The organism is Micromonospora chalcea (genome assembly GCF_028768405.1).
Lineage (GTDB): Bacteria > Actinomycetota > Actinomycetes > Mycobacteriales > Micromonosporaceae > Micromonospora > Micromonospora chalcea.
Window position 1 is genome coordinate 4,087,238 of record NZ_CP118233.1, and the last position, 22,747, is coordinate 4,109,984.

The window sequence follows — 22,747 nt, forward strand, 5'->3', positions numbered from 1 at the left end:
TCCTGGGGACGCGGGCGCGGTGCGGGCGTACGGCGGGTCAGCGCTGGAACTGCACCGGCCCGGAGTTGCGGGCCATCTGCTCCAGGCGGGCCACCCGCTGCTCCATCGGCGGGTGGGTGGCGAACATCGCGGCGATGCCGCCGCCCCGCTTGAACGGGTTGTCGATCATCAGGTGCGCGGTGCTGGCGAGCTGGCCCTGCGGCGCGAGCGGGCGCGCCTGCGTACCCATGTGGATCTTGCGGAGGGCACTGGCCAGGGCCAGCGGGTCGCGGCTCAGCTCGGCGCCGGACTGGTCGGCCTGGAACTCCCGGCTCCGGCTGATCGCGAGCTGGATCACCGTGGCGGCGATCGGGCCGAGGATCAGCGTGAGCAGCAGCACGGCCGGGTTCGGGCCGTCCTCGTCGTCGGACGAGCCCAGCGGGATGAACCAGGCGAGGTTCGCCAGCATGGTGATGATGCCGGCCAGGCCGGCCGCCACGCTGGAGATCAGGATGTCCCGGTTGTAGACGTGCGACAGCTCGTGGCCGATCACGCCACGCAGCTCCCGGTAGTCCAGGATCTCCACGATTCCCTGGGTCACGCAGACCGCCGCGTTCTCCGGGTTACGGCCGGTGGCGAACGCGTTGGGCTGCGAGGTCGGGCTCACGTACAGCCGGGGCATCGGCTTGCCGGCGAGCGTCGACAGCTCCCGCACCATCTGGTAGAGCTCGGGGAACTGTGCCTCGCTGACCGGTTGCGCCTTCATCGAGCGCAGTGCGAGCTTGTCGGAGAAGAAGTAGGTGACGCCGTTCATCAGCAACGAGACGACGACGGCGATGACGAGACCGCCGCTACCGCCGAACCAGTAGCCGATCGCGAGGATCAGCGAGGTCAACAGGCCGAGCAGCGCTGCGGTCTTGAGACGGTTGTGATGCACGATCTCTCCTTCGGTGCGCGGGCCCTTGCGGGAGGCCCGCTGACCGGTTCAACACACCGGTACCCGTCAACCATCCGGCTCATGGCTGAAAGTTGGCTGGATGTTGCTGTGCACACGCTGAAGCGGTCGCCCACCAGGGCACGAACCGGTCAGCGCGCCGCCACGTCCAGCACCAGCTGCGGTGCGAAACCGATCACCACCGCCGCCACGGTGGCCACGCCGAGCGCCAGCGCCACGGTCCGCGCCGGCCGGACCGCCGCCGCGCCCGTGGGCGTCGCGTAAAGCGAGGCGGTGACCCGCAGGTAGTAGGCCAGGCCGATCACCGCGTTCAACGCCACCACCAGCGCCAGCCAGCCCGCGTGCCCGGCCAGCAGCGCGCGTACCACTGTCACCTTGGCGAACAGCCCGGCCAGGCCCGGCGGCAGACCGGCCAGCCCGATCAGCGCCAGCGCGAACGCGCCGCCCACCCACGGGTGCCGCCGCGCCGCGCCGCGCAGGTCGGCCAGCGTGCCGCCGTCGCCGTCAGCCGGGCGCAACGCCACCACCGCGGCGAACGCGGCAAGCTCCAGCAGCACGAAGAAGATCGCGTACGCGACGGCTGCCGCGTACGCGGCCGTGCGCGCGTCGCCGGTGCGGCCCGCGGCCAGCGCCAGCGCGCCCAGCGGGGCGAGGATGTACCCCGCCTGGGCCACCGACGACCAGGCGAGCAACCGCACGGTACGCCGCTGACGCAGCGCCACCAGGTTGCCGACGGTCATGGTCAGCACCGCCAGCGCCGCCAGCACCGGGCCGGTCATGTCTCCCGGCAGCGCGCGCTGCACCACCGCCAGCAGCGCCACCACGCCACCGAGCTTGGAGGCGGTCGACAGGTACGCGGCCACCGGCAGCGGCGCGCCGTCGTACGTGGCGGGGGCCCAGGCGTGGAACGGCACGGCGGCGACCTTGAACGCCAGCCCGGCCACCACGAGCGCCGCCGCGACGCCGGTCAGCGGCAGGTCGGTCAGGTCGGCGCGGTCGGCCAGCGTGGCGCCGAGCCGGTCCAGGTGCAGCGTGCCGGCGACCGCGTAGAGCAGCGCCGCGCCGAGCAGCGTCACAGTGGTGGCGACCACGCTGACCACGAAGAACGTCACCGCCGCCTCGGCGCCGGCGAGGCTGCCCCGGCGCAGGCCGACCAGCACGTACAGCGGGAGCGTCAGCGTCTCCAGCGCCACGATCAGCGTGATCAGGTCACCGGCGGCGCCGAGCACCACGCCGCCGGTCATCGCGCAGGCGAGCAGGAAGCAGTACTCGCCTACCGGGGTGCGCCCGGCGCGCAGCAGCGGGCCGGACAGCGCCAGCACGCCGAGCGTGAGCAGGGCGATCACCGCCCCGACAAGCGCCGCTCGCCCGCCCCACACCCAGGAGCAGTCGTCGCCGACGCAGAACGTGCGCCGGGTCCCGGCCGTGCCGACGAGCGCCGCGCCGGCAGCCGTACCGGTCGCGCCGAGCGCCGCCACCGCGACCGTGACGGCGGGCCGCGCCACCAGCAGGTCGACCAGCAGCACCAGCACTGCGGTGCCGGCGGCCAGGTATGCGGGCAGCATCGCCACGTTGTCGACGCTCTGCACCAGGCTCATGGGACGACCCCCAGCAGCGCCTCCACCGGACCGGAGGCGTACGACAGCACGAGCGCCGGGGCCAGGCCGACCGCGAGCGCGAGCAGCACCAGCGGCGCCCAGGCGGTCAGTTCCGCACCGGCCAGCCCGGGTGCGAGCCCGGCCACCGCCGGGCTGGGCCGCCCGTGCGAAACCCGGCGCAGCAGCCGCAGGAAGTACGCGGCGGTGAGCGCCCCGCCCAGCGCGGCCAGCACGGCGAGGGTCAGCCAGAGCGGGCCGCCCCGCTGCACGGCGGCGACCACGGCGAACGCCTCGCCCCAGAACCCGGCCAGGCCGGGCAGCCCCAGCGAGGCGACAGCCGCGAAGCCGAGCAGCCCGGCCAGCCGGGGCGCGGTCTCCCGCAGCCCGGACAGGTCGGCCAGCGAGCCGGTGTGCGCGCGGTCCTTGACCGCGCCGGCCAGGAAGAACAGCAGGGCGGTGATGACGCCGTGGGCGATGTTGCCGATCAGCGCGGCCTGGAGCCCGGTGGCGGTGAGCGTGGCGATCCCGAGCAGCACGAAGCCCATGTGGCCGACACTGGAGTACGCGATGAGCCGTTTCAGGTCGTCCTGCGCCAGGCAGACCAGGCCACCGATCAGAATGGCGGCGACGGCGAGCACGCCGAGCACCGGCGCGGCCCAGCGGGCGCCCTCCGGGGCCACCCCCACGGCGACCCGGATCATGCCGTACGTGCCCATCTTGAGCAGCACCCCGGCGAGGATCACGCTGCCGACCGTCGGCGCCTGGGTGTGCGCGTCGGGCAGCCACGAGTGCAGCGGCCAGAGCGGGCTCTTCACCGCGAACGCGAGCGCCAGCAGCGTGAACGCGGCGAGCTGGGTGCCCCGGGACAGCCCGGCGCCGCCGGTGAGCGCGACCAGGTCGGCGGTGCCCGCGGCGGCCACCACCACGTAGACGCCGACCAGCAGCAGCACCGAGCCGAACAGCGTGTAGAGCGCGAACTTGCGGGCCGCGCGCCGCCGGTCCGCGCCGCCCCAGCCGGCGATCACCGCGTACATCGGCAGCAGGACGACCTCGAAGAACAGGAAGAACAACACCAGGTCGAGCGCGAGGAACGTGCCGAGGATGCCGACCTCGACCACCAGCAGCAACGCCACCAGCGCCCGTCCGCTGCCGCCGCCGGACGGCACCCGCCACAGCGTGTACGCGCAGCACAGCAGCGTGAGCAGCGCGGTCAGCACCACCAGCGGCCAGGAGATGCCGTCCACGCCCAGGTGGAAGCGCAGGTCGAGCCCGGGCACCCACGCCACGTCGACCTGGTGCCAGGGCTGCACCGCCGGGCGGGGCCCGTACCCGAACCAGCCGTGGTCGCCGCCGACCAGCGGCAGCGTCGCCAGCAGCGTCAACGCGGCGGCGACGGTGCCGACCACCCGGCCGGCCCGGTCGCCCGGCACGACCGCGGTGGCCAGCGCGCCGAGCGCCGGTACCGCCACCACGGCGACCAGCAGGACCTGCCCGAACGTCATGACGTGACTCCGATCAGGGCGACCGCGAGGCCGATCAGCAGCGCGCCCGCCAGCACCCCGGCCGCCGCCCGCGGCAGCGCCGCCCGGTGCAGCGCGGCCAGGCCACCGCCCACCTCGACCGCCGTCCGGCCACTGCCCTCGACCAGCCCGTCCACGCCCAGTTCGTCACCGGTACGCACGACCCGCGCGAGCGCGCCCACCGGGCGTACGACGACTGTGTGCTGGACGTCGTCGAGCCGGAACGCCCGGACGAAGACCGGCCGCAGCGGACCCAGGAAGCGGGCCGGGTCGGCGGCCGGGTCGCGGCGCCAGCCCGCCCAGGCGACGCCCGCGCCGACGAGCAGCAGCAGGAACGGCAGGACCAGGTTCGGCGCGAGGTGCACCAGCTCGACCGCCTCGCCGGTGTCGTCGCCCGGCACGCGCAGCCGGTCGGCGAACCACGGCGCGAACGCGGCCAGCCCGAGCAACGCGGCCGGGACCGTGAGCAGCAGCACCGGCCAGCGCAGCAGCGCGGGCGGGTCGTGCGGCCGCAGCAGCGGCGTGCGGGTCGCGCCGAGGAACGTGCGCAGCAGCAGCCGGGTCGCGTACCAGGCGGTCACCGCCACGCCGACCAGCCCGGCCAGCCAGACCAGCCAGCCGACCCAGGCCGCGCTCGGCCCGGCGCCGTCGAGCGCGGCCGCCTCGGCGGCGGCGAGCACGCCGTCCTTGCTCCAGAAACCCGAGAGCGGGGGTACGCCGGCGAGCGCGCCCAGGCCGACCACAGTGCACCAGAACGTCACCGGCATGGCGGTACGCAGGCCGCCCATCCGGGACATCAGCGTGGTGCCGACGGCGTGGATCACCGCACCGGCGGCGAGGAACAGCAGCGCCTTGAACGCGGCGTGGGTGAGCAGGTGGAACAGCGCGGCAGCCGGTGCGCCGACCGCCAGCGCGCCGGTCATGTAGCCGATCTGCGACACGGTCGACCAGGCGAGCACGCGCTTGATGTCGTCCTGCGCGGTGGCGGCGAACGCGCCCAGCAGCATCGTGATCGCGGCCATCACGCCCAGCACGGCGAGCGCGGCCGGGGCGCGCTCGAACAGCGGGAACAGGCGGGCCACCGCGTACACGCCGGCGGCGACCATGGTGGCGGCGTGGATCAGCGCGGACACCGGCGTCGGGCCGGCCATCGCGTCGGGCAGCCAGGTGTGCAGCGGGAACTGGGCGCTCTTGCCCGCCACCCCGGCGAGCAGCAGCAGGCAGGCGGCGGTGAGCGTACCGGTGCCGTAGTCGTGCGCCAGCACGTCGGCGATCCGGAAGCTGCCCGCGCCCACGCCGAGCAGCGCGATGCCGAGCAGGAAGCCGACGTCACCCACGCGGGTGACAAGGAACGCCTTCACCGCCGCGCCGGGTGCCTCGGGCAGCCGCCGGTCGTGGGCGATGAGCAGGTACGAGCAGACGCCCATCACCTCCCAGCCGACCAGCAGCATGATCAGGTCGCCGGACACCACCACGGTGAGCATGGCGGCGGTGAAGAGGCTCAACTGCGCCGCGTACGGCGGGTAGCGGTGGTCGACGTCCACGTCGTCGTGCGGGCCCCGGCGCAGGTAGCCGATCGAGTAGACCTGCACGGCCAGCGCGACAGCGGCGACGGCGGTGGCGACGAGCACCGCCACGCCGTCGAGCCGCAGGCCGAGCGTGACCCGCAGTCCGCCCAGGTCGACCCAGGTGGTGGACGCCTCGACCGGCGCGTCCACGCGGACCAGCAGCGCCAGCGCGGCCAGCAGCGACACCGCCGCCCCGGCCACGCCCAGCGCGACCGCCAGCCGCCGGGCCGACGCCCGGTCGTGGCGCGGGGCGGGCGGCAGCAGCAGGCCGAGCAGCCCGGCGACCAGCGGGGCGCCCGGCAGCACCGCCGCGAGCCACAGCGTCGGCGTGCTCACCGGACCGCTCCTTCCGGGCGCTCGGCCGGGGTCACCGCGGGCGCCGGCTCGGCCAGCGGAACGTCGTCGACTGTGACGCTGGCGCGCAGCCGGTAGAGCTGGAGCACGATGGCCAACCCGACACCGATCTCGGCGGCGGCCAGCACGATCACGAACAGCGCGAACACCTGACCCGAGTGCGGCAGCGTGGCCTTCACAGTGGTGTCGGCGGTGACCAGCACCAGGTTCACCGCGTTGAGCATCAACTCCACCGCCATCAGCACCAGTACGGCGTTGCGGCGGCGCAGCACGCCGTACACGCCGAGGCCGAACAGCAGCACGGCGGTGACGTACGGGATGACCGGCCTCACGGGCGCCCGCCCTCGTCGGCGGGCCGGCGGCCGATGTCGGGGCGGGAGAGCACGATCGCGCCGACCAGCGCGGCCAGCAGCAGCACCGACAGCACCTCGAACGGCAGCACCCACGAGCGGAAGATCTGCTCGCCGAGGCGCTCGGCGGTGCCGGCGGCCGGCAGGTCCACCCGGGACCAGCGGAACGCGTCGATCAGCAGCACGGCCAGGCCGAGGCCGCTGCCGCCGCCGACCAGCGCGGCGGCCCAGCCCGGCCGGTCCAGGTCGTCCGACGGGCCGATCGGCGCGCGGGTCAGCATCACCGCGAACAACAGCAGCACCACCACCGCGCCGACGTAGATGAGCACCTGCACCCAGGCCACCAGCTCAGCGGTCAGCACCAGGTAGTCACCCGCGAGCGCGCCCAGGCACACCACCAGCCACAACCCGGCCCGGACCAGGTGGCGGGTCGCGACCACCAGCGCGCCCGCGCCCACCGCCACCGCGCCCAGCGCGAGCAGCAGCACGTCCGCACCGGTCATGAGGCGGTGCCTCCGCCCGGATCGGTGGCGGCGTCGGGGCGTACCCGGGAAGGAGCCGGACGGGCCGACGGACCCGCCGCCTTCCGGGCGGCGGTGGTCTCCTCCTTGGAGGGGTCGCCGAGCGGGTCGTGCGCCGGCGGCGGCGGGACGGTGGCCATCCACTCGCCCAGGTGGTCCTTGTCGTGCAGCAGGTCCTTGATGTCGTACTCGGCGTACTCGAACTCGGGCGACCAGTAGAGCGCGTCGAACGGGCAGACCTCGACGCAGATGCCGCAGTACATGCAGAGCGAGAAGTCGATGTCGAACTTGTCGAGCACGTTGCGCTGGCGGGGGCGGGCGGCGCCGGGCACCGCCACCTCCTCCTTGTGCGAGTCGATGTAGATGCACCAGTCCGGGCACTCGCGCGCGCAGAGCATGCAGACCGTGCAGTTCTCCTCCAGCAGCGCGATCACGCCACGGGAGCGCGGCGGCAGCTCGGGCGCCACATCCGGGTACTGCTGGGTGGTCGAGCGGCGGGTCATCGTCTTCAACGTGACCGCCAGGCCCTTCACCAGACCGCCGCCGGGCACTCCACCGTGCTCGCTCATGCCGCCCATCCTGCCCTGTGACCCGGGCGCGCGCGACCACCACCCGGCGCTTTGGCCCGGGCGTGCGGCCGGATCACGCCTCGCCGGGTGTGAGTGGGGGCAGCATCTCCACGCCGAGCTGCTGGAGCACCTGGAACAGCTCGTTGACGCTCCACACGTCCACGATCCGCCCGTCGTCGTCGAAGCGCAGGAACGTCGCGCCCGAATAGCTGACCACCCGGCCGGTCGGCGGCACCGGACCGAACTGGCCCGCCTGGGTGCCGGCGGCCCGCCACCGCACCGCGACCCGCGTACCGGCCGCCACCACGTCGACGATCTTGTAGCGTAGGTCGGGGAACGACGCCCGCCGGTCCCGGTGCCACGCCAGCATCGCCGCCGGGCCGGTGCCGCCCAGGCCCGGGCACTCCGCCGCCACCAGCTCGTACGCGCTCTCCTCGCGCCCGGCGTTCCACACGTCGGCGACGAAACGCCGGGCCGCCGTCTCCACATCGGTCACGGCGGGCAGCCTATGCCTCTTTGTGACGCGCTCGACCTGCCGGGAGCCGCCCGAGCGACCATGATGGGAGCGAAAAGCGAACTCGGAGGTAGAGCGTGGGCGGCAGCGACGACGAGGTCCTGGACCGGACCGGCGGCAAGTACGTGGAGCCGGGTGGCGAGTTCACCCGCGACCAGCGCTACATAGCCACCCGGATCACCGCCGACGGGCGGGACGGCTGGCCGGTGGAACCGGGGCGCTACCGGCTGGCGGTCAGCCGGGCCTGCCCCTGGGCCAACCGGCTGATCATCGTCCGGCGCCTGCTCGGGCTGGAGGACGCCATCTCGATGGCAGTGGCCGGGCCCACCCACGACAAGCGCAGCTGGACGTTCGACCTGGACCCGGACGGCAAGGACCCGGTACTCGGCATCGAGCGGCTCGCCGACGCCTACTTCGCCCGCTTCCCCGGCTACGAGCGCGGCATCACCGTCCCGGCGCTCGTCGACGTGCCCACCGGCCAGGTCGTGACGAACGACTACGCCCAGATGAGCCTGGACCTCACGACCGAGTGGACGGCGCACCACCGGCCGGGCGCGCCGGACCTCTACCCGGAGCCGCTGCGCGCCGAGATCGACGAGGTGAACGCGGTCGTCTTCGCGGACGTCAACAACGGCGTCTACCGGTGCGGCTTCGCCGGCAGCCAGGAGGCGTACGACAAGGCGTACCACCGGCTCTTCGACCGGCTGGACTGGCTGAGCGAACGGCTGGCCGGGCAGCGGTACCTGGTCGGCGACACGATCACCGAAGCGGACGTACGGCTGTTCACCACGCTCGTCCGCTTCGACCCGGTCTACCACGGGCACTTCAAGTGCAACCGGCAGAAGCTCAGCGAGATGCCGGTGCTGTGGGCGTACGCCCGGGACCTGTTCACCACGCCCGGGTTCGGCGACACCATCGACTTCGACCACATCAAGCGGCACTACTACGAGGTCCACCGGGACATCAACCCGACCGGGATCGTGCCGCTCGGCCCCGACCTGAGCAACTGGCTCACCCCGCACGGCCGGGAGGAACTGGGCGGCCGCCCCTTCGGCGACGGCACCCCACCCCCGCCCCCACCCCCGTCCGAGCAGGTGGACCCCGCCCACACGCCGTTGCGCTGACCCGCTCTCTTCCGCCCCGCCCTGCCCGCCCGCCCCTGCCTCGTCGATCTTGCACATTGAGCCCGGAACCTGCGAGCTTTGCCCCTTTCGCCGGGGCAGAAAGTGCAAGATCGCCGGGGAGGTGGGGGTGGGGAGGGAGGGTGGGTTACAGGGCCAGGCGGACTGCGGCGGTCAGGACGAGCTGGGCCAGGGCCAGGGGGACCAGGACCAGCCAGCAGAGGCGCTGGAGCTGGTCCTCGCGCAGCCTCGGGTAGCTCACCCGCAACCAGATGATCACGAAGGCGACGGCGAACACCTTCAGCAGCGTCCACAGCCAGCCGAGCTGCGCGTCGGCGAACGGGCCCTGCCAGCCGCCGAGGAACAGCACAGTCGTCAGCGCCGCGATCACCACGATGCCGACGTACTCGGCGAGCAGGAAGAACGCGAACCGCAGACCGGTGTACTCGGTCATGTAGCCGAAGACCAGCTCGGAGTCGGCCACCGGCATGTCGAACGGCGGGCGGCGGATCTCGGCCAGTCCCGCCACGAAGAAGATCACCATGGCCGGCGCCTGCCAGAGCAGCCACCACGGCTGCCACGCCTCCACGATGCCGGAGAGGCTGAGCGTGCCGGCCGCCATCGCCACCGAAGCGGCGGCCAGCACGAGCGGCAGCTCGTACCCGAGCAGCTGGGCCGCGCCGCGCAGCCCGCCGAGCAGGCTGTACTTGTTGGCTGACGCCCACGCGGACATGAGCACCGCCAGCACCCCGACGCCCACCACGGCGAGCACGAAGAACAGGCCGATGTCCAGCGGCTGGGCGACCAGGTCACCCGGGCCGAGCGGGATCACGAGCAGCACGAGCAGGTACGGCACCAGCGCCACCGCGGGCGCCAGCCGGAACACCTGCCGGTCCGCGTCGCGCGGGGTGACGTCCTCCTTCTGCACGAACTTGATGCCGTCGGCCACCAGTTGCGCCCAGCCGTGGAAGCCACCCGCGTACATCGGGCCCAGCCGGCCCTGCATGTGCGCCATCACCTTGTGCTCGGCCTGGCCGACGATCAGCGGCAGCGTGAGGAACGCGACGAGCACGCCCGCCACGCGCAGGACCAGCTCCAACCAGTCCGGCATCAGCTCTCCCCCGCCGCGTCGGGGTCCGGCTGCTGCCGGGGCGGACCGGTCGGCGGTTCCCCGGGCAGCGGCCGCCCGAGCGGACCCGCCTCATCGGCCGCCGGAGCAGCGCCGGACCGCGCTTGCCCCGCGCCGGTGGAGGGACGGGCAGCACGCGCCGGACGCTCCCGGGCCGGGCGGGCCGGCGTACCCCCGCGGGGGCCCTCACCGGCGCCCGCCGCACCCGCCGGCGTGGGCGTCGTGCCCCACTCACCCGGCGCGGGCACGCCCGGCGGCCGGACCGGCCGGCGGCCGCCGCCCGCCTCCGACTCGCCCGGCTCCTTCGCGCCGGGCCACGGCTTGGCGACCCGGGAGGCGAGGACGAACTCCTTGCGCAGCGGGTGCCCCTCGAACTCCGGCGGCAGCAGCAGCGGCCGCAGCTCGCCGTGGCCGGCGAAGTCGATGCCGAACATCTCGTGGGTCTCCCGCTCGTGCCAGGCCGCGCCGGGGAACAGGTCGACCACCGAGGCGACGACGGGCGCGTCGCGGGGCACCCGGGTGCGCAGCAGCAGCCCGTGCCGGTGCGCGACCGACCAGAGGTGCAGCACCACGTCGAAGCCGTCGGCCAGCTCGTCCACCGCCGACAGCCAGTCGAGGAAGTCGAGACCCAGCTCGGCGTCGTCACGCGCCGCACGCACCGCGTCCGCCCAGCTCGCCGGGGGTACGTCAACGGTGGCGCGGGCGTACCCCTGACCGCCGGAGACCGACGCGGTGGCCTCCACGGGCGCGAGCAGCTCGACCACCCGCCGGCCGACCTCTTCCGGAGTCATGCGCTGATCCTATGGCCGACGGCTGCGGACCGGGTCGGGCCGCCCGTGCCGGATCGTCGCTTTGCCGGGCGGACGGCGGGAGCGCGCGGGAGGATGAGGGACGTGCGCGCTGTGACTGTGACCCCCGGTGTCCCGGACTCGCTGCGGCTGGTCGAGGACTGGCCCGAGCCGGCGCCCGAGGAGGGTGCGATCCTGGTGGAGGCGCTGGCGGTGGGCGTCTGCGGCACCGACCACGAGATCGTCGCCGGCGAGTACGGCGAGGCGCCGCCGGGCCAGGAGCGGCTGGTGCTCGGGCACGAGTCGCTGGGCCGGGTGCTGGAGGATCCGACCGGCACGTTGCAGCCCGGCGACCTGGTGGCGGGCGTGGTCCGCCACCCCGATCCGGTGCCCTGCGCGAACTGCGCGGTGGACGAGTGGGACATGTGCCGCAACGGGCTGTACACCGAGCACGGCATCAAGGGACTGCCCGGTTTCGCCAGGGAACGCTGGCGGCTGCAGCCCAAGTTCGCGGTCGGCCTGGACCCGGCCCTCGCGTCGGTGGGCATGCTGCTGGAGCCGGCCAGCGTGGTGGCGAAGGCGTGGGACCACATCGAGCGGATCGGGCGCCGGGCCGAGTGGACGCCGAAGAGCGTGCTGATCACCGGGGCCGGGCCGATCGGCCTGCTGGCGGCGCTGCTCGGCAGCCAGCGTGAGCTGTCGGTGCACGTGCTGGACCGCAACACCACCGGCCCGAAGCCGGACCTGGTCCGGGCGCTGGGCGCCACGTACCACACGTCGTCGGTGACCGAGCTGGACGTGAAACCCGACGTGGTGATCGAGTGCACCGGCGCGCCGACGGTGGTGCTGGACGCCATGTGCAAGGCCGCGCCCACCGGGATCGTCTGCCTGACCGGTGTGTCCAGCGGCGGGCGGACCATCAACTTCGACGCCGGGGCGCTCAACCGGGAGCTGGTGCTGGAGAACAACGTGGTGTTCGGCTCGGTGAACGCCGGCCGGCGGCACTGGGACCTGGCCGCCGAGGCGCTCGCCCAGGCGGACCAGTCCTGGCTGACGTCGCTGATCACCCGCCGCGTACCGGTCTCGAACTACCGGGAGGCGTACGCCCGCACCGGCGAGGACATCAAGGCGGTGCTGGACTTCACGCAGTGAGGCGGGGCGCCGCGGTCGACGCCCCGCGCCCTCAGATGCCGGGCAGCCGGCCGTTGCGGAACAGGTCCACGAAGAGCTGGTGGTCCTCGCGGGCCCGGATCCCGTACCGGTGCGCGAAGTCGACCAGGTAGTCGACGAACCCGTCCGGGTCGGAGTCGACGGCAGCGACGATCGCCTCCTCGGTGGAGTAGTCGACCAGGTCGTGGCTGGACTCGTCGTCGGCCACCGAGTGCATCCGGGCCACCGCGCGGCCCAGGTCGGCGAGCACCCCGGCCAGTTCCTCCGGCTCGTTCACGTCGGCCCAGTCGAGGTCCGCCGCGTACGGGGAGACCTCCGCGACGAGCTGGCCGACGCCGTCCAGCTCGGTGAAGCCCAGCCACGGGTCGGCGTGCGCCTGCAACGCGCGCTGCGACTCGGCGGTGCGGTGCCCCTGGTGCCGGAAGTACGACCGGACGCGCTCGTCGTCGACGTACCGCGCCACGGCCGGCACCTGCGCCTGCTTCATGTAGATGACGACGTCGTTCTCCAGCGCCTGGGTGTGCCCCTCCAGCAGCAGGTTGTACGACGGCAGCCCGGCCGACCCGATGCCGACGCCCTTGCGCAGCACCACGTCCTTGATGCCGGTGGCCACCGGGCGCATCCGGGTGGTCGAGTCCGGCAGCGTGTGCAGGTAGTCGGCGAACGCGGCGCAGACCTTCTCCCGGGTCGCGTCGTCGATCTCGTGCACGCCGTCGCCGAGGGAGAACCGGCGCTCGTAGTTGTCGACGGTGGTCTGCGCGGCGAGCAGGTCCACCCTTGTGTTCAGCCGCGCCTGCTGGAGCACCCGGCGCAGCACGCCGTCGGCGTTGTCCAGCGTGATCGAGCCGATCGCGTCGTCCCCGCCGGCCGCGATGGCCCGCAGCTCGGCCAGGTACGACCGGGCGAAGCCGGTGACCAGTTCGCCGATCACCCGGTCGGAGAGGGCCTTCGCGTAGCCGATCAGCGCCACGCTCGCCGCGAGGCGTTTCAGGTCCCAGGTGAACGGCCCGACGTACGCCTCGTCGAAGTCGTTGACGTTGAACACGAGCTGCCCGGAGGCGTTCATGTAGGTGCCGAAGTTCTCGGCGTGCAGGTCGCCGTGGATCCACACCCGGCTGGTCCGGCCGTCGAGGAACCGGTCGCTGCCGAAGTCGCCGCGCTGGTCGGCGTAGAACAGCGCCGCGCTGCCCCGGTAGAACGCGAACGGTGACGCGGCCATCTTGCGGAACTTACGGCGGAACGCCGCCGGGTCGATCGCCATGGACGCGCCGAACTCCTCGGTCAGCACGTCGATGATGAATGCGGAGCGCTTCTCCGCGAAGTCGGTCATGAGCCGCAGGCTAGACCGGCGGCGCCACCCGACGGCTCAGCCGAGCGGCGGACGGACCGGCGGCGCGGTCAGCGCCTCGACCGGCCGCGCCACAGCGTCCGCCGGAGAGGCGAGCGCGTCGGGGCGGGCCACGCCGCCGACGCCGGACTGCTCGGCGGCGATCTTCTCCTGGAGGCGCAGGATGCCGTGCAGCAGCGCCTCCGGGCGCGGCGGGCAGCCGGGCACGTACACGTCGACCGGGATGAGCTGGTCGACGCCCTTGGTGACCGAGTAGGAGTCCCAGTACGGGCCGCCGCAGTTGGAGCAGGCGCCGAACGAGATCACGTACTTCGGTTCGGGCATCTGGTCGTAGAGCCGCTTGACCGCCGGGGCCATCTTGTCGGTGACGGTGCCGCTGACCACCATCAGGTCGGCCTGCCGGGGGCCGTGGGCGAACGGGATCACGCCGAGCCGCATGAAGTCGTGCCGGCCCATGCTGGTCGCGATGAACTCGATGGCGCAGCAGGCCAGGCCGAAGTTGAACACCCAGAGCGAGTAGCGGCGGCCCCAGTTCAGCACGAACCGGATCGGCTCGCCGAGCACGCCCGGCAGCTGCATCTCCGACCTCCCGCTGTCCGTGAACCCCGAGCAGACAGTCAACCACAGCGGTCCGGTGTCGTACCCACGACAGGGAACCCGGGCAACTGTCCCCGGGGCCGGCGGGTGTCTTCACTGTCGGGCGGACGGAACCACCGCCGCCCACCACGGGGATCACGGAGGACCTGTCATGACCACACGTACGGCACGAGTCGCCACCGCGCTGCTGGCCGGGGCGGCAGCGCTGTTCGCGCTGGCCACGCCCGCCGCAGCCACGAGCGGCACCGCTGCGGCACGGCTGACCGTCGACACCGGGCCGCTGGTGCTGACGCCCACCGACCGGGGGTACGTCGGCACGCTGACCGCGACGATCAGCAACCGGGGCCGGGCCGACGGCGTCGCCGACCTGCGCATCACCGAGCCGGCCGGCGCCTCGTTCATCGGCCTCGACGACGGCACGCCGTGGTTCACCGAGGGCCTGGTGGAAAACCGCCGGGTCATCGGCAGCTTCGGCGGCCGGGTCGCGGCGGGCGACAGCCGGGCCCTGCGGCTCAACTTCCAGGTCTGGACGACCGCGCGCGCCTACCCGATGGTCGCGCCGGGCGGCTCGATCGCGGTGGTGCCGGGCGGCGGCGCCCGGGTCGCGGACCGCGACTTCTTCCCGACCGTGTTCCGGTCCACCTCGGGCAGCGTCCGCGCGCCGCGCGTCTACCGGCAGGCCACCGAGACGGACCTGACCGTCAACGGTCGTGACGTGACGCTGACCCGCCAGGCCGACGGAAGCCTGCTGGGCCGGATGCCGGTGACGGTGCGCTACGGCAACGACGCGCCGTCGTTCCGGCTCGCCGCGCGGGCGGCCCTGCCCGCCGGGGTCGAGGTCTGGAGCACCGACCCGCAGGACCTGCCCAGCTTCCCGGACTCGTTCGACGTCCCGGGCGGCCGGTTCATGCCCGGCGAGGAGCGCACGTTCGACGTCGTCCTGCGGGCTCCGGCCGGAACGCCTGCCGGCGTGCTGGGCAGCGGCACGTTCACCGTCGAGGCCCGCTACGTGAACGAGCCGGTCGCAGACGTCGACCCGGCGGACGACACCACCACGTTCAGCATCGGCGCGGCCGGCTGAGACACCGCACGACGCGGCCCGCCCGGAATCCGGGCGGGCCGCGTCCACGTGACCAGGCCGGGCCCCGTCCGCGTCACCAGGCCGGGCGCTGGAGCAACCCGACGAACTCGGCGAGCAGCCGCTCCCGCAGCCGGGCCGGCGCGGCGTCGAGCAGCGTGTTGACCACCGCCATCCGCTCCGGCGCACCGGCGTCGGCCGCCAGGCCGAGCCCGCCCGCCAGCCCGGCCACCAGATCGGGGGTGAGCGCCTCCGGGGTGAGGCTGCCGGCCAGCGCCAGCAGCTCCGGCGGCAGCACCACCGGCCCGGCGGCGCGGGCCGCCGCGACCGCCTCGGCCAGCGCCGGGCCGAACTCGGCCACCCGGGGCGCCACCGCCGCGGTCACCGTCAGGTGCACGCTGGCCGGCAGATCGGCGTACGTGAGCTGGGGCTGGGTGTGCCAGCCACGCTCGGTCAGCTCGTCGACCAGCACGAACAGGTCGAGCCCCGGATCGTCGCTGGTGAAGCAGACGACAGTGGTCTCCGGTTCGGCCATCAGCCGCAGCCCGTCGGTGGCCCGGATCGCGTCGGCGAGCCCGGCGACCGCGTCCCGGGTGGCGGCGGCAAGCCGCAGGTACCCGTCCTCGCCGAGGTGCCGCAGCGTGGCGTACGCGGCGGCGATCGGCCCGCCGGAGCGGGTGGAGGCGATCACCGGGTTGACCATCGTGTACCCGGGCCAGTCCGCGTACGCGAAGAACTGCGGGGCGCGCAGCGCCGGATCGCGGTGCAGCAGCACCGAGACGCCCTTCGGCGCGTACGCGTACTTGTGCAGGTCCACCGAGATCGAGGTGACCCCCGGCACGGCGAAGTCGAACGGCGGCACCGGCGCGCCGAGCCGCCGCAGCCAGGGCAGCGCCCAGCCGCCGAAGCAGGCGTCCACGTGGCATCGCACCCCGGCGGCCTGCGCGACGGCGGCGATCTCGGTCACCGGGTCGACCACCCCGTGCGCGTACGACGGCGCGGACGCCACCACCAGCACGGTCTCCGGGCGGATCGCGGCGGCCACCGCTGCCACGTCCGGGCGCAGCGTCACCGGGTCGACCGGCACCGTGTCCAGCGCGACCCGCAGGTAGTGCGCCGCCTTGGCGAACGCCGCGTGCGCGCTCGCCGGCGCCACGATCCGCGGCTCGGTCAGGTCGGGGCGGGCGTCCCGGGCCGCCTTGACGGCGAGCAGCAGCGACTCGGTGCCGCCACTGGTGACGCTGCCGACGACATCCGGCGCGCCGGTGCCGGGGCCGCCGCCGAGCAGCCGGGCGGCGGCGCCGACGAGCGCGTTCTCCATCGCCAGCAGCGACGGGAACGCGGTCGGGTCGAGGCCGTTGACGTGGGCGCTCTGCGCGTACGCGGCCTGCGCCAGCTCGTCCAGACCGGCCACGCCGGGGTCGTAGACGTACGCGAACAACCGCCCGCCGTGCGTGGGCCGGTCGGCGTCCCGCAGCGCGCGGATCTCGCCGAGTACGTCCGCCGCGGGCATCCCCTGGGCGGGCAGCGCACCGGCGCCTGCCGTGTCGGTCATCGGGTGGTTCCTCTCGTGGACGGGGTGCTCACGCCCGCGCGGCCGGCGCGGCGTCATCGGCCTCGGGTGCGGCGGCGGTCAGCTGGGCCGGGGTCAGGGTGTAGCCGCGCAGCAGCACCAGCGGGATCGCCACCAGCAGGGCGGGCAGCACGGTGAAGCCGAGCAGCACGCCGAGACGTGCCGTGTCGGACTGGGCGGCGGCGGTACCGGTGGACGAGGAGACATAGCCGGACAGCTGCAGCACCAGCCCGTAGATGCCCGGCCCCAGCGCCAGCCCGAACGTCTCCCCGGCGGTCCACAGCCCGGTGAACACCCCGGCCTGCCGGCGCCCGGTGCGCGCCGTGTCGTACGCGATGCAGTCCGGCAGCATGGCCAACGCGAACACCTGCTGGCCCGCGTACCCGACGCCGATCACCGCGACCACCGCGTAGGCCGCGGCGGCGGGCAGCGCGGGCGCGGCGACCAGGGCCAGCGCGCCCACCGCGAAGATCAGCGACGCGGCGACCAGCGACGCCCGCTTGCCCAGCCGGGCGCCGGCCCGCGACCACAGCGGCATGACCAGCAGCGCGGGTGCCACGAAGCAGGCGAACAGCAGCGTCGGGCCGCTGTCCGGCTCGCGCAGCACCTGGCCGGCGAAGTACTTCACCCCGGCCAGCACGGTGGCCACCCCGGCGGACTGGATCACGAAGCAGATCAGCAGCACCCGGAACGGCCGGTTGCCGGTGGCGACAGCGAGCTGGGCGCGCAGGCTCGGCTCGCTCTCCCCCACCGTGCCGGTCGGCGCGGACCGGGTGCCCAGGAACACGCCGACGGTGCCGGCGACGATCAGCGCGGCGACGAACAGGCCCATCCACCGGTGACCGGGCACGCCGTCGCCGCCCGCGCTCACCACGGCCGGGGCCACCGCGCCGGAGACCAGGATGGCCAGCGCCAGCACCGCGATCCGCCAGGTCATCAGCCGGGTACGCTCCGCCGGGTCGGCGGTCAGCTCGGCCGGCATGGCCACGTACGGCACCTGGAAGAACGCGAACGCGGTGGCTGTCGCCAGGAACGCCAGCGCCACGTACGCGGCGGCGGCCGGACCGTTCGCGAACGGCGCGGCGAAGATCGAGGCGAACAGCACGGCGAGCGCCAGCCCGCCGACCAGCAGGTACGGGCGGCGGGCGCCCCAGCGGGAGCGGGTCCGGTCGGAGATCCGCCCGGCGACCGGGTTGACCAGTACGTCCCACGCCTTCGGCAGGAGCACCAGCAGCGCGGCCAGCCCGGCGGCGACGCCGAGCGTGTCGGTGAGGTACGGCAGCAGGAGCAGCCCGGGCACGGTGCCGAACGCGCCGGTGACCAGGGAACCGAGCGCGTATCCGAGGTGCACCCGGCGGGGCAGGCCCGAAGCTGTCATGGAGCCGAATGCTACTCACGTTATGGCTCGCGTCACATCCCCTCCCGGACGCTGCTTGTTCGATGCCGCCAGGCGCTCGCGAGTCGCAACAAGCCGCAGGTCGGCACCGTTACCCTGTAGGGCATGGACCCGGCCCGATCCGTTCGCAGCTCGCGGGCACCGTACGAGGCCCGCCCCGGCCGCCGTGCGGTCGTGGTCCCCGCCCTGAGCGAATTGCAGGGCCCGGTCACCGGCATCGTCGAGTTGCCCCACCGGCTGTTCTGGCAACCCGACCGGCACGTCGACCTCGACGTTCCGGGTCTGCTCGCCTGGATGTACGAGACGGTGCTCACCGAAGCCGTTCATCCCGACGAGCTGCGCACCTGGCTGCACGGACCCACCCTCGTCCGGCTGTGGCCCGAGCTTTACGTGCCCCGCGGTGTCCGCCGCGCCTGGGAAGAGAGCCACCCGGTGCTGCGCGCCCGGGACGTCGCCGCCTGATGTCACCCGCGCCGGACCCGTTCCAGCACGAGGTCGCCCGTATCGCGCTCGCCGTGGCCGGCCGACACGGCTTCGCCCTCGCCGGCGGCCAGGCCCTCATCGCCCACGGCATCGGCGCCCGTCCCACCGAGGACGTGGACCTGTTCACCGATCTCGACGGCGGGGTCACCGCAGCCGCCGAGCTGGTGCACGCCACCCTGCTCGATGCCGGGTTTCAGGTCGAGACCATCGCCGAGCCCACCGAGCTGGACGATGTCTTCTACGGCTTCGAACACGACATGACCGAGTTCGAGGTTCGCCGCGACGACCGGACCGTACGACTGCAACTCGTGCGCTTCGCGCGCAGCGCCAGCCCGATCGTGCTCGACGTCGGGCCGGTGCTGCACCTGGACGACGTGATCGGCACCAAAGTCGCCGCCATGGTGACCCGTGCTCAACCCCGCGACTACATCGACGTAGCCGCCGCGCTCCGCCGGTACAGCAGGAACGACCTGGTGGACCTCGCACGGCGTGCCGACCCGGCGCTCACCGACGAAGAGTTCCAGGACGCGCTGCAGCGCCTCGACCGCCTCCCCGACACCGTCTTCGTGCTCTACCGCCTCACCCCGGCTGAGATCCACGACCTCCGGCACACGTTCTCCGAGTGGCCGCGATGACTCGGCCCCGTTGAGCGGAGTCGCGATCGATCGACCGGCCGCCTCCGACGCGGTCGGGTCACCCCTCGTCCGGCGACCAGGACGCCGCCGCCAGGTCCACCCGGTCGCCGCGCAGCGGGCACCCCTCGGCGAGCAGCCGTTCCCGCGCCTTGCGCTCGTGACCCGGCGGCAGCCGGCCGGCCGAGTTCACCACCCGGTGCCACGGCACGCCGCCCCCGTGCCGCGCCATGATCGAGCCGACCAGCCGCGGCGACGCCCGCCCGGAGCGGTCGGCGAGCGCGTCGGCCACCGCCCCGTACGACATCACGCGGCCCGGCGGGATCCGCTCGACAAGTGCCAGCACCGCCTCGACGTACTCGTCAGGTGTCACGAGCTGCCACGATATGGGAACGCGCCGCGGCGTCACAGACCGCAGCGCGCAGAATGGTCGGGTGCGCGAAGCAGTCACCTCGGCCCGCCGGATCGTCGTCAAGATCGGTTCGTCCTCGCTGACCACCGCGACCGGCGGCCTGGACGACGCCCGGGTCGACGCGCTCGTCGACACGCTCGGCGGGCTGGCCGCCGCCGGACGCGAGGTGGTGCTGGTCTCCTCCGGCGCGATCGCCGCCGGTCTCGCCCCGCTGCGGCTGCCCCGGCGCCCGCGCGACCTGGCCACCCAGCAGGCCGCCGCCAGCGTCGGGCAGGGCCTGCTGATCGGACGGTACGCTGCCGCGTTCGCCCGGCACGGCCGCACCGTCGGGCAGGTGCTGCTCACCGTGGACGACGTGACCCGGCGCGCGCACTACCGCAACGCGTACCGGACGCTGCGGAAACTGCTCGACCTGCGGGCCGTGCCGATCGTCAACGAGAACGACACGGTGGCCACCGAGGAGATCCGGTTCGGCGACAACGACCGCCTCGCCGCGCTCGTCGCCGCGCTCGTCGACGCCGACCTGCTGGTGCTGCTCTCCGACGTCGACGCGCTCTGGACCGGCAACCCGGCCCGCCCGGGCAGCACCCGCATCACCGAGGTGCACGGCGAGGGCGACCTCGCGGGCGTGGACATCGGCGGGGCCGGCCGGGCCGGGTTGGGCACCGGGGGCATGGTGACGAAGGTCGAGGCGGCCCGCATCGCGACCGGCTTCGGCATCCCGGTGGTGCTGACCGCCGCGCCGCTGGCCGCGCCGGCGCTGGCCGGGGAGCCCGTCGGCACGTACTTCCACCCGAGCAGCCGCCGTCCCGCCGCGCGCCTGTTCTGGCTGGCGCACGCCACCGCGCCCCGGGGACGCCTGCACCTCGACCCGGGCGCGGTGCAGGCGGTGGTGGGCCGCCGCAAGTCGCTGCTGCCCGCCGGCATCACCGCCGTCGACGGCGCGTTCACCGCCGGGGACCCGGTCGACCTGGTCGACACCGCCGGCGCGCCGGTGGCCCGCGGGCTGGTCAACTACGACGCGGTGGAACTGCCCGGCCTGCTCGGCCGTTCCACCTCCGAACTCGCCGCGGCGCTCGGCCCGGCGTACGAACGTGAGGTCGTCCACCGCGACGACCTCGTCCTGCTGTAAGCAAGGGCCCCTTATTAACAGACGTCTGTTAATAAGGGGCCCCTCCTTAAAACACCTCCGAAGGAGTACGCACGATGAGCGTCGTCGAGCAGGCCCGGCGAGCCCGGGACGCGGCGGAAGCCCTGGCCACGGCCACCCGTACCGTCAAGGACGCCGCGCTGCACGCGATGGCCGACGCGCTCGTGGCGCGTACCCCCGAGGTGTTGGCGGCGAACGCCGCGGACCTGGCGGCCGGGCGCGAGGCCGGGCTGTCCGCGGCCGTGCTGGACCGGCTCGCGCTCGACGAGGGCCGGGTGGCGGCGATCGCCGACGCGCTGCGCCAGATGGCCGCGCTGCCCGATCCGGTCGGTGAGGTGGTACGCGGCTCGACGCTGCCGAACGGCCTGGAGCTGCGCCAGATCCGGGTGCCGTTCGGTGTCGTCGGCATCGTCTACGAGGGCCGGCCGAACGTGACAGTCGACGCGGCCGGGATCTGCCTGAAGTCCGGCAACGCGGCGCTGCTGCGCGGCTCCTCGTCAGCCGCGCACTCGAACGCGGCGCTGGTCGCGGTGCTGCGCGACGCGGTCGCCGGCGCCGGGCTGCCGGCCGACGCGGTGCAGCTGCTCGACTCCAGCACCCGTGACTCGGTCAAGGAACTGATGCGCGCCCGCGGCCTGGTCGACGTGCTGATCCCGCGCGGCGGCGCGTCGCTGATCCGCGCCGTGGTCGAGGAGTCGACGGTGCCGGTGATCGAGACCGGCGTGGGCAACTGCCACGTGTACGTCGATGCCGCCGCCGACCTCGGCAAGGCGCTGGCGGTCACGTTGAACGCCAAGACCCAGCGCCTGTCCACCTGCAACACCGCCGAGTCGCTGCTGGTGCACCGCGACGTCGCGGACGCGTTCCTGCCGGCGGTGCTCGCCGCGTTCGCCGACGCCGGGGTGACCGTGCACGGCACGCCCGAGGTGGCCGCCCACTCCGACGCCGTGGTGCCGGCCACCGAGGAGGACTTCGGCACCGAGTACCTCTCCGCCGACATCTCGGTCGCCGTGGTCGACTCGCTGGACGCGGCGGTCGCGCACATCCGCCGGTACGGCACCGGTCACACCGAGGCGATCGTCACCGACTCGCAGCGGGCGGCCCGGGAGTTCGTGGCCCGGGTGGACTCGGCCGCGGTCATGGTCAACGCGTCCACCCGGTTCACCGACGGCGGCGAGTTCGGATTCGGCGCGGAGATCGGCATCTCGACGCAGAAGCTGCACGCGCGCGGCCCGATGGGCCTGCCGGAGCTGACCAGCACCAAGTACGTGGTGACCGGCGACGGTCACCTGCGCTGACCCACCTTGCCCGTTGTGGCGCGCCGGCGCCACCCCCGCACTTTGATGCCACCACCTCCCCGAACTGGTGTTGATCATCAGCTGGCCGGGCTAGGCGATCTGGAGTGGATCTCCGTCGGCCGGTGCGGCGGGGTCGACCGGCGGAACTGTGCCGGGCTGCGGCGGTGCGGCGATCACCTGGGCGGTGGGCTCCGATGGCGGCATGACCAGCGGAGGCAAACCCGGGGACACCGGGGCGGCCGGTGGCACCGCAACCGCCGGAGGCAGAGCGGGCGGCACCGGGCCGGGCAGCAGCTCCGACACCAGCTGCGCGGCAGGCCCGGCGCTCTCGTCGGGGAGCAGATCGGGCGTGACGATCCAGGCGGACCACGGCCCCGGCCCGCTCTCCGCACCGGCCGACACCTCAGCACCGGCCGACGGATCAGGCCCTGCTCCCGATCCGGGCATCGCATCCGGCCCGGTGTCCGGACGGAACCAGGTATCCGGCCCGAGACCCCGGGCCGGAAACAGCTCCGGCGCGCCGTCCGACAGCGCGGGCGCGATCCCGGCCGACGGGTCGGTGCCGAAACTGGACGACAGGTCGGAGCCGAAGCCCGCCGAAGGGTCGGAAGCGGGACCCGCCGATGCGACCGATGCCTCGGCCG

Annotated in this window: 22 protein-coding genes; 7 read left to right on the forward strand and 15 right to left on the reverse strand. The window is 73.9% G+C overall.

Translation table 11 applies throughout. The annotated features are described in order from the left end of the window. Positions 1 to 37 precede the first annotated feature (37 nt). The 8 genes from htpX to PVK74_RS17995 form a co-directional block, all read right to left on the reverse strand. Positions 38 to 916, reverse strand: coding sequence for a zinc metalloprotease HtpX (gene htpX, locus PVK74_RS17960; RefSeq protein WP_064446626.1), 879 nt, complete (start codon positions 914 to 916; stop codon positions 38 to 40). Positions 917 to 1,065: 149 nt separating this feature from the next. Further along, complete coding sequence (locus PVK74_RS17965; RefSeq protein ID WP_274476835.1) at positions 1,066 to 2,532, reverse strand: NADH-quinone oxidoreductase subunit N; 1,467 nt, start codon at positions 2,530 to 2,532, stop codon at positions 1,066 to 1,068. Beyond that, on the reverse strand, positions 2,529 to 4,034 hold the full coding sequence (locus PVK74_RS17970) for a complex I subunit 4 family protein (protein ID WP_064446628.1): 1,506 nt from the start codon (positions 4,032 to 4,034) through the stop codon (positions 2,529 to 2,531). The genes PVK74_RS17965 and PVK74_RS17970 overlap by 4 nt, the downstream gene beginning before the upstream one ends. Next, a complete protein-coding gene (locus PVK74_RS17975; protein WP_274476837.1) occupies positions 4,031 to 5,956 on the reverse strand; it encodes an NADH-quinone oxidoreductase subunit 5 family protein in 1,926 nt (641 codons plus the stop codon). The genes PVK74_RS17970 and PVK74_RS17975 overlap by 4 nt, the downstream gene beginning before the upstream one ends. After that, a complete protein-coding gene (gene nuoK, locus PVK74_RS17980; protein ID WP_274476838.1) occupies positions 5,953 to 6,306 on the reverse strand; it encodes an NADH-quinone oxidoreductase subunit NuoK in 354 nt (117 codons plus the stop codon). The genes PVK74_RS17975 and nuoK overlap by 4 nt, the downstream gene beginning before the upstream one ends. Then, positions 6,303 to 6,827, reverse strand: coding sequence for an NADH-quinone oxidoreductase subunit J family protein (locus tag PVK74_RS17985; RefSeq protein WP_043328208.1), 525 nt, complete (start codon positions 6,825 to 6,827; stop codon positions 6,303 to 6,305). Before PVK74_RS17985 ends, nuoK begins: the two co-directional genes overlap by 4 nt. After that, on the reverse strand, positions 6,824 to 7,414 hold the full coding sequence (locus tag PVK74_RS17990; RefSeq protein WP_051611348.1) for a NuoI/complex I 23 kDa subunit family protein: 591 nt from the start codon (positions 7,412 to 7,414) through the stop codon (positions 6,824 to 6,826). Before PVK74_RS17990 ends, PVK74_RS17985 begins: the two co-directional genes overlap by 4 nt. Positions 7,415 to 7,487: 73 nt before the next feature. Continuing rightward, positions 7,488 to 7,910, reverse strand: coding sequence for an ester cyclase (locus PVK74_RS17995; RefSeq protein ID WP_064446631.1), 423 nt, complete (start codon positions 7,908 to 7,910; stop codon positions 7,488 to 7,490). A 95-nt stretch (positions 7,911 to 8,005) separates the two neighbouring features. Here PVK74_RS17995 and PVK74_RS18000 point away from each other — a divergent pair, with 95 nt between their 5' ends. Continuing rightward, on the forward strand, positions 8,006 to 9,052 hold the full coding sequence (locus tag PVK74_RS18000; RefSeq protein WP_274476839.1) for a glutathione S-transferase family protein: 1,047 nt from the start codon (positions 8,006 to 8,008) through the stop codon (positions 9,050 to 9,052). A gap of 145 nt (positions 9,053 to 9,197) precedes the next feature. On the opposite strand, the gene nuoH is transcribed toward PVK74_RS18000, so the two are convergent. Together nuoH and PVK74_RS18010 are read right to left on the reverse strand one after the other, a co-directional pair. Beyond that, on the reverse strand, positions 9,198 to 10,160 hold the full coding sequence (nuoH, locus tag PVK74_RS18005; protein WP_064446633.1) for an NADH-quinone oxidoreductase subunit NuoH: 963 nt from the start codon (positions 10,158 to 10,160) through the stop codon (positions 9,198 to 9,200). Next, the gene (locus PVK74_RS18010) at positions 10,160 to 10,969 is read right to left on the reverse strand and encodes an NADH-quinone oxidoreductase subunit C (protein WP_064446634.1); all 810 of its coding nucleotides are present in this window, start codon (positions 10,967 to 10,969) and stop codon (positions 10,160 to 10,162) included. The genes nuoH and PVK74_RS18010 overlap by 1 nt, the downstream gene beginning before the upstream one ends. Before the next feature lie 102 nt (positions 10,970 to 11,071). Between PVK74_RS18010 and PVK74_RS18015 the strand changes: the two genes are divergently transcribed. Further along, complete coding sequence (locus PVK74_RS18015; RefSeq protein ID WP_176722782.1) at positions 11,072 to 12,118, forward strand: glucose 1-dehydrogenase; 1,047 nt, start codon at positions 11,072 to 11,074, stop codon at positions 12,116 to 12,118. 31 nt (positions 12,119 to 12,149) lie between these two features. Here the strand turns inward: PVK74_RS18015 and PVK74_RS18020 are convergent, their stop codons facing one another. Continuing rightward, a complete protein-coding gene (locus tag PVK74_RS18020) occupies positions 12,150 to 13,466 on the reverse strand; it encodes a DUF2252 domain-containing protein (RefSeq protein ID WP_274476840.1) in 1,317 nt (438 codons plus the stop codon). Positions 13,467 to 13,502: 36 nt separating this feature from the next. Then, positions 13,503 to 14,063 carry an NADH-quinone oxidoreductase subunit B gene (locus PVK74_RS18025; RefSeq protein ID WP_043328197.1) on the reverse strand — a complete coding sequence of 187 codons (561 nt, stop codon included), beginning with the start codon at positions 14,061 to 14,063 and terminating at the stop codon, positions 13,503 to 13,505. A gap of 169 nt (positions 14,064 to 14,232) precedes the next feature. Here PVK74_RS18025 and PVK74_RS18030 point away from each other — a divergent pair, with 169 nt between their 5' ends. After that, positions 14,233 to 15,162 (forward strand): hypothetical protein, encoded by a 930-nt coding sequence (locus PVK74_RS18030; RefSeq protein ID WP_274476841.1) that lies wholly within the window; start codon positions 14,233 to 14,235, stop codon positions 15,160 to 15,162. A gap of 73 nt (positions 15,163 to 15,235) precedes the next feature. On the opposite strand, the gene PVK74_RS18035 is transcribed toward PVK74_RS18030, so the two are convergent. After that, positions 15,236 to 16,714, reverse strand: coding sequence for a pyridoxal phosphate-dependent decarboxylase family protein (locus PVK74_RS18035; RefSeq protein ID WP_274476842.1), 1,479 nt, complete (start codon positions 16,712 to 16,714; stop codon positions 15,236 to 15,238). 28 nt (positions 16,715 to 16,742) lie between these two features. After that, positions 16,743 to 18,110 (reverse strand): MFS transporter, encoded by a 1,368-nt coding sequence (locus PVK74_RS18040; RefSeq protein WP_064446637.1) that lies wholly within the window; start codon positions 18,108 to 18,110, stop codon positions 16,743 to 16,745. 123 nt (positions 18,111 to 18,233) lie between these two features. Between PVK74_RS18040 and PVK74_RS18045 the strand changes: the two genes are divergently transcribed. Further along, the gene (locus tag PVK74_RS18045) at positions 18,234 to 18,590 is read left to right on the forward strand and encodes a hypothetical protein (protein WP_043328193.1); all 357 of its coding nucleotides are present in this window, start codon (positions 18,234 to 18,236) and stop codon (positions 18,588 to 18,590) included. Continuing rightward, the gene (locus PVK74_RS18050) at positions 18,590 to 19,246 is read left to right on the forward strand and encodes a nucleotidyl transferase AbiEii/AbiGii toxin family protein (RefSeq protein WP_274476843.1); all 657 of its coding nucleotides are present in this window, start codon (positions 18,590 to 18,592) and stop codon (positions 19,244 to 19,246) included. The genes PVK74_RS18045 and PVK74_RS18050 overlap by 1 nt, the downstream gene beginning before the upstream one ends. Positions 19,247 to 19,304: 58 nt before the next feature. On the opposite strand, the gene PVK74_RS18055 is transcribed toward PVK74_RS18050, so the two are convergent. Continuing rightward, positions 19,305 to 19,616, reverse strand: a complete 312-nt coding sequence (locus tag PVK74_RS18055) for an MGMT family protein (protein WP_043328189.1) — start codon at positions 19,614 to 19,616, stop codon at positions 19,305 to 19,307. A 13-nt stretch (positions 19,617 to 19,629) separates the two neighbouring features. Here PVK74_RS18055 and proB point away from each other — a divergent pair, with 13 nt between their 5' ends. Together proB and PVK74_RS18065 are read left to right on the forward strand one after the other, a co-directional pair. Then, positions 19,630 to 20,787: a glutamate 5-kinase gene (proB, locus tag PVK74_RS18060; RefSeq protein WP_274476844.1), complete on the forward strand. Its 1,158-nt coding sequence runs from the start codon at positions 19,630 to 19,632 to the stop codon at positions 20,785 to 20,787. Between the two features lie 74 nt (positions 20,788 to 20,861). After that, positions 20,862 to 22,103: a glutamate-5-semialdehyde dehydrogenase gene (locus PVK74_RS18065; protein ID WP_274476845.1), complete on the forward strand. Its 1,242-nt coding sequence runs from the start codon at positions 20,862 to 20,864 to the stop codon at positions 22,101 to 22,103. Positions 22,104 to 22,747 lie beyond the last annotated feature (644 nt).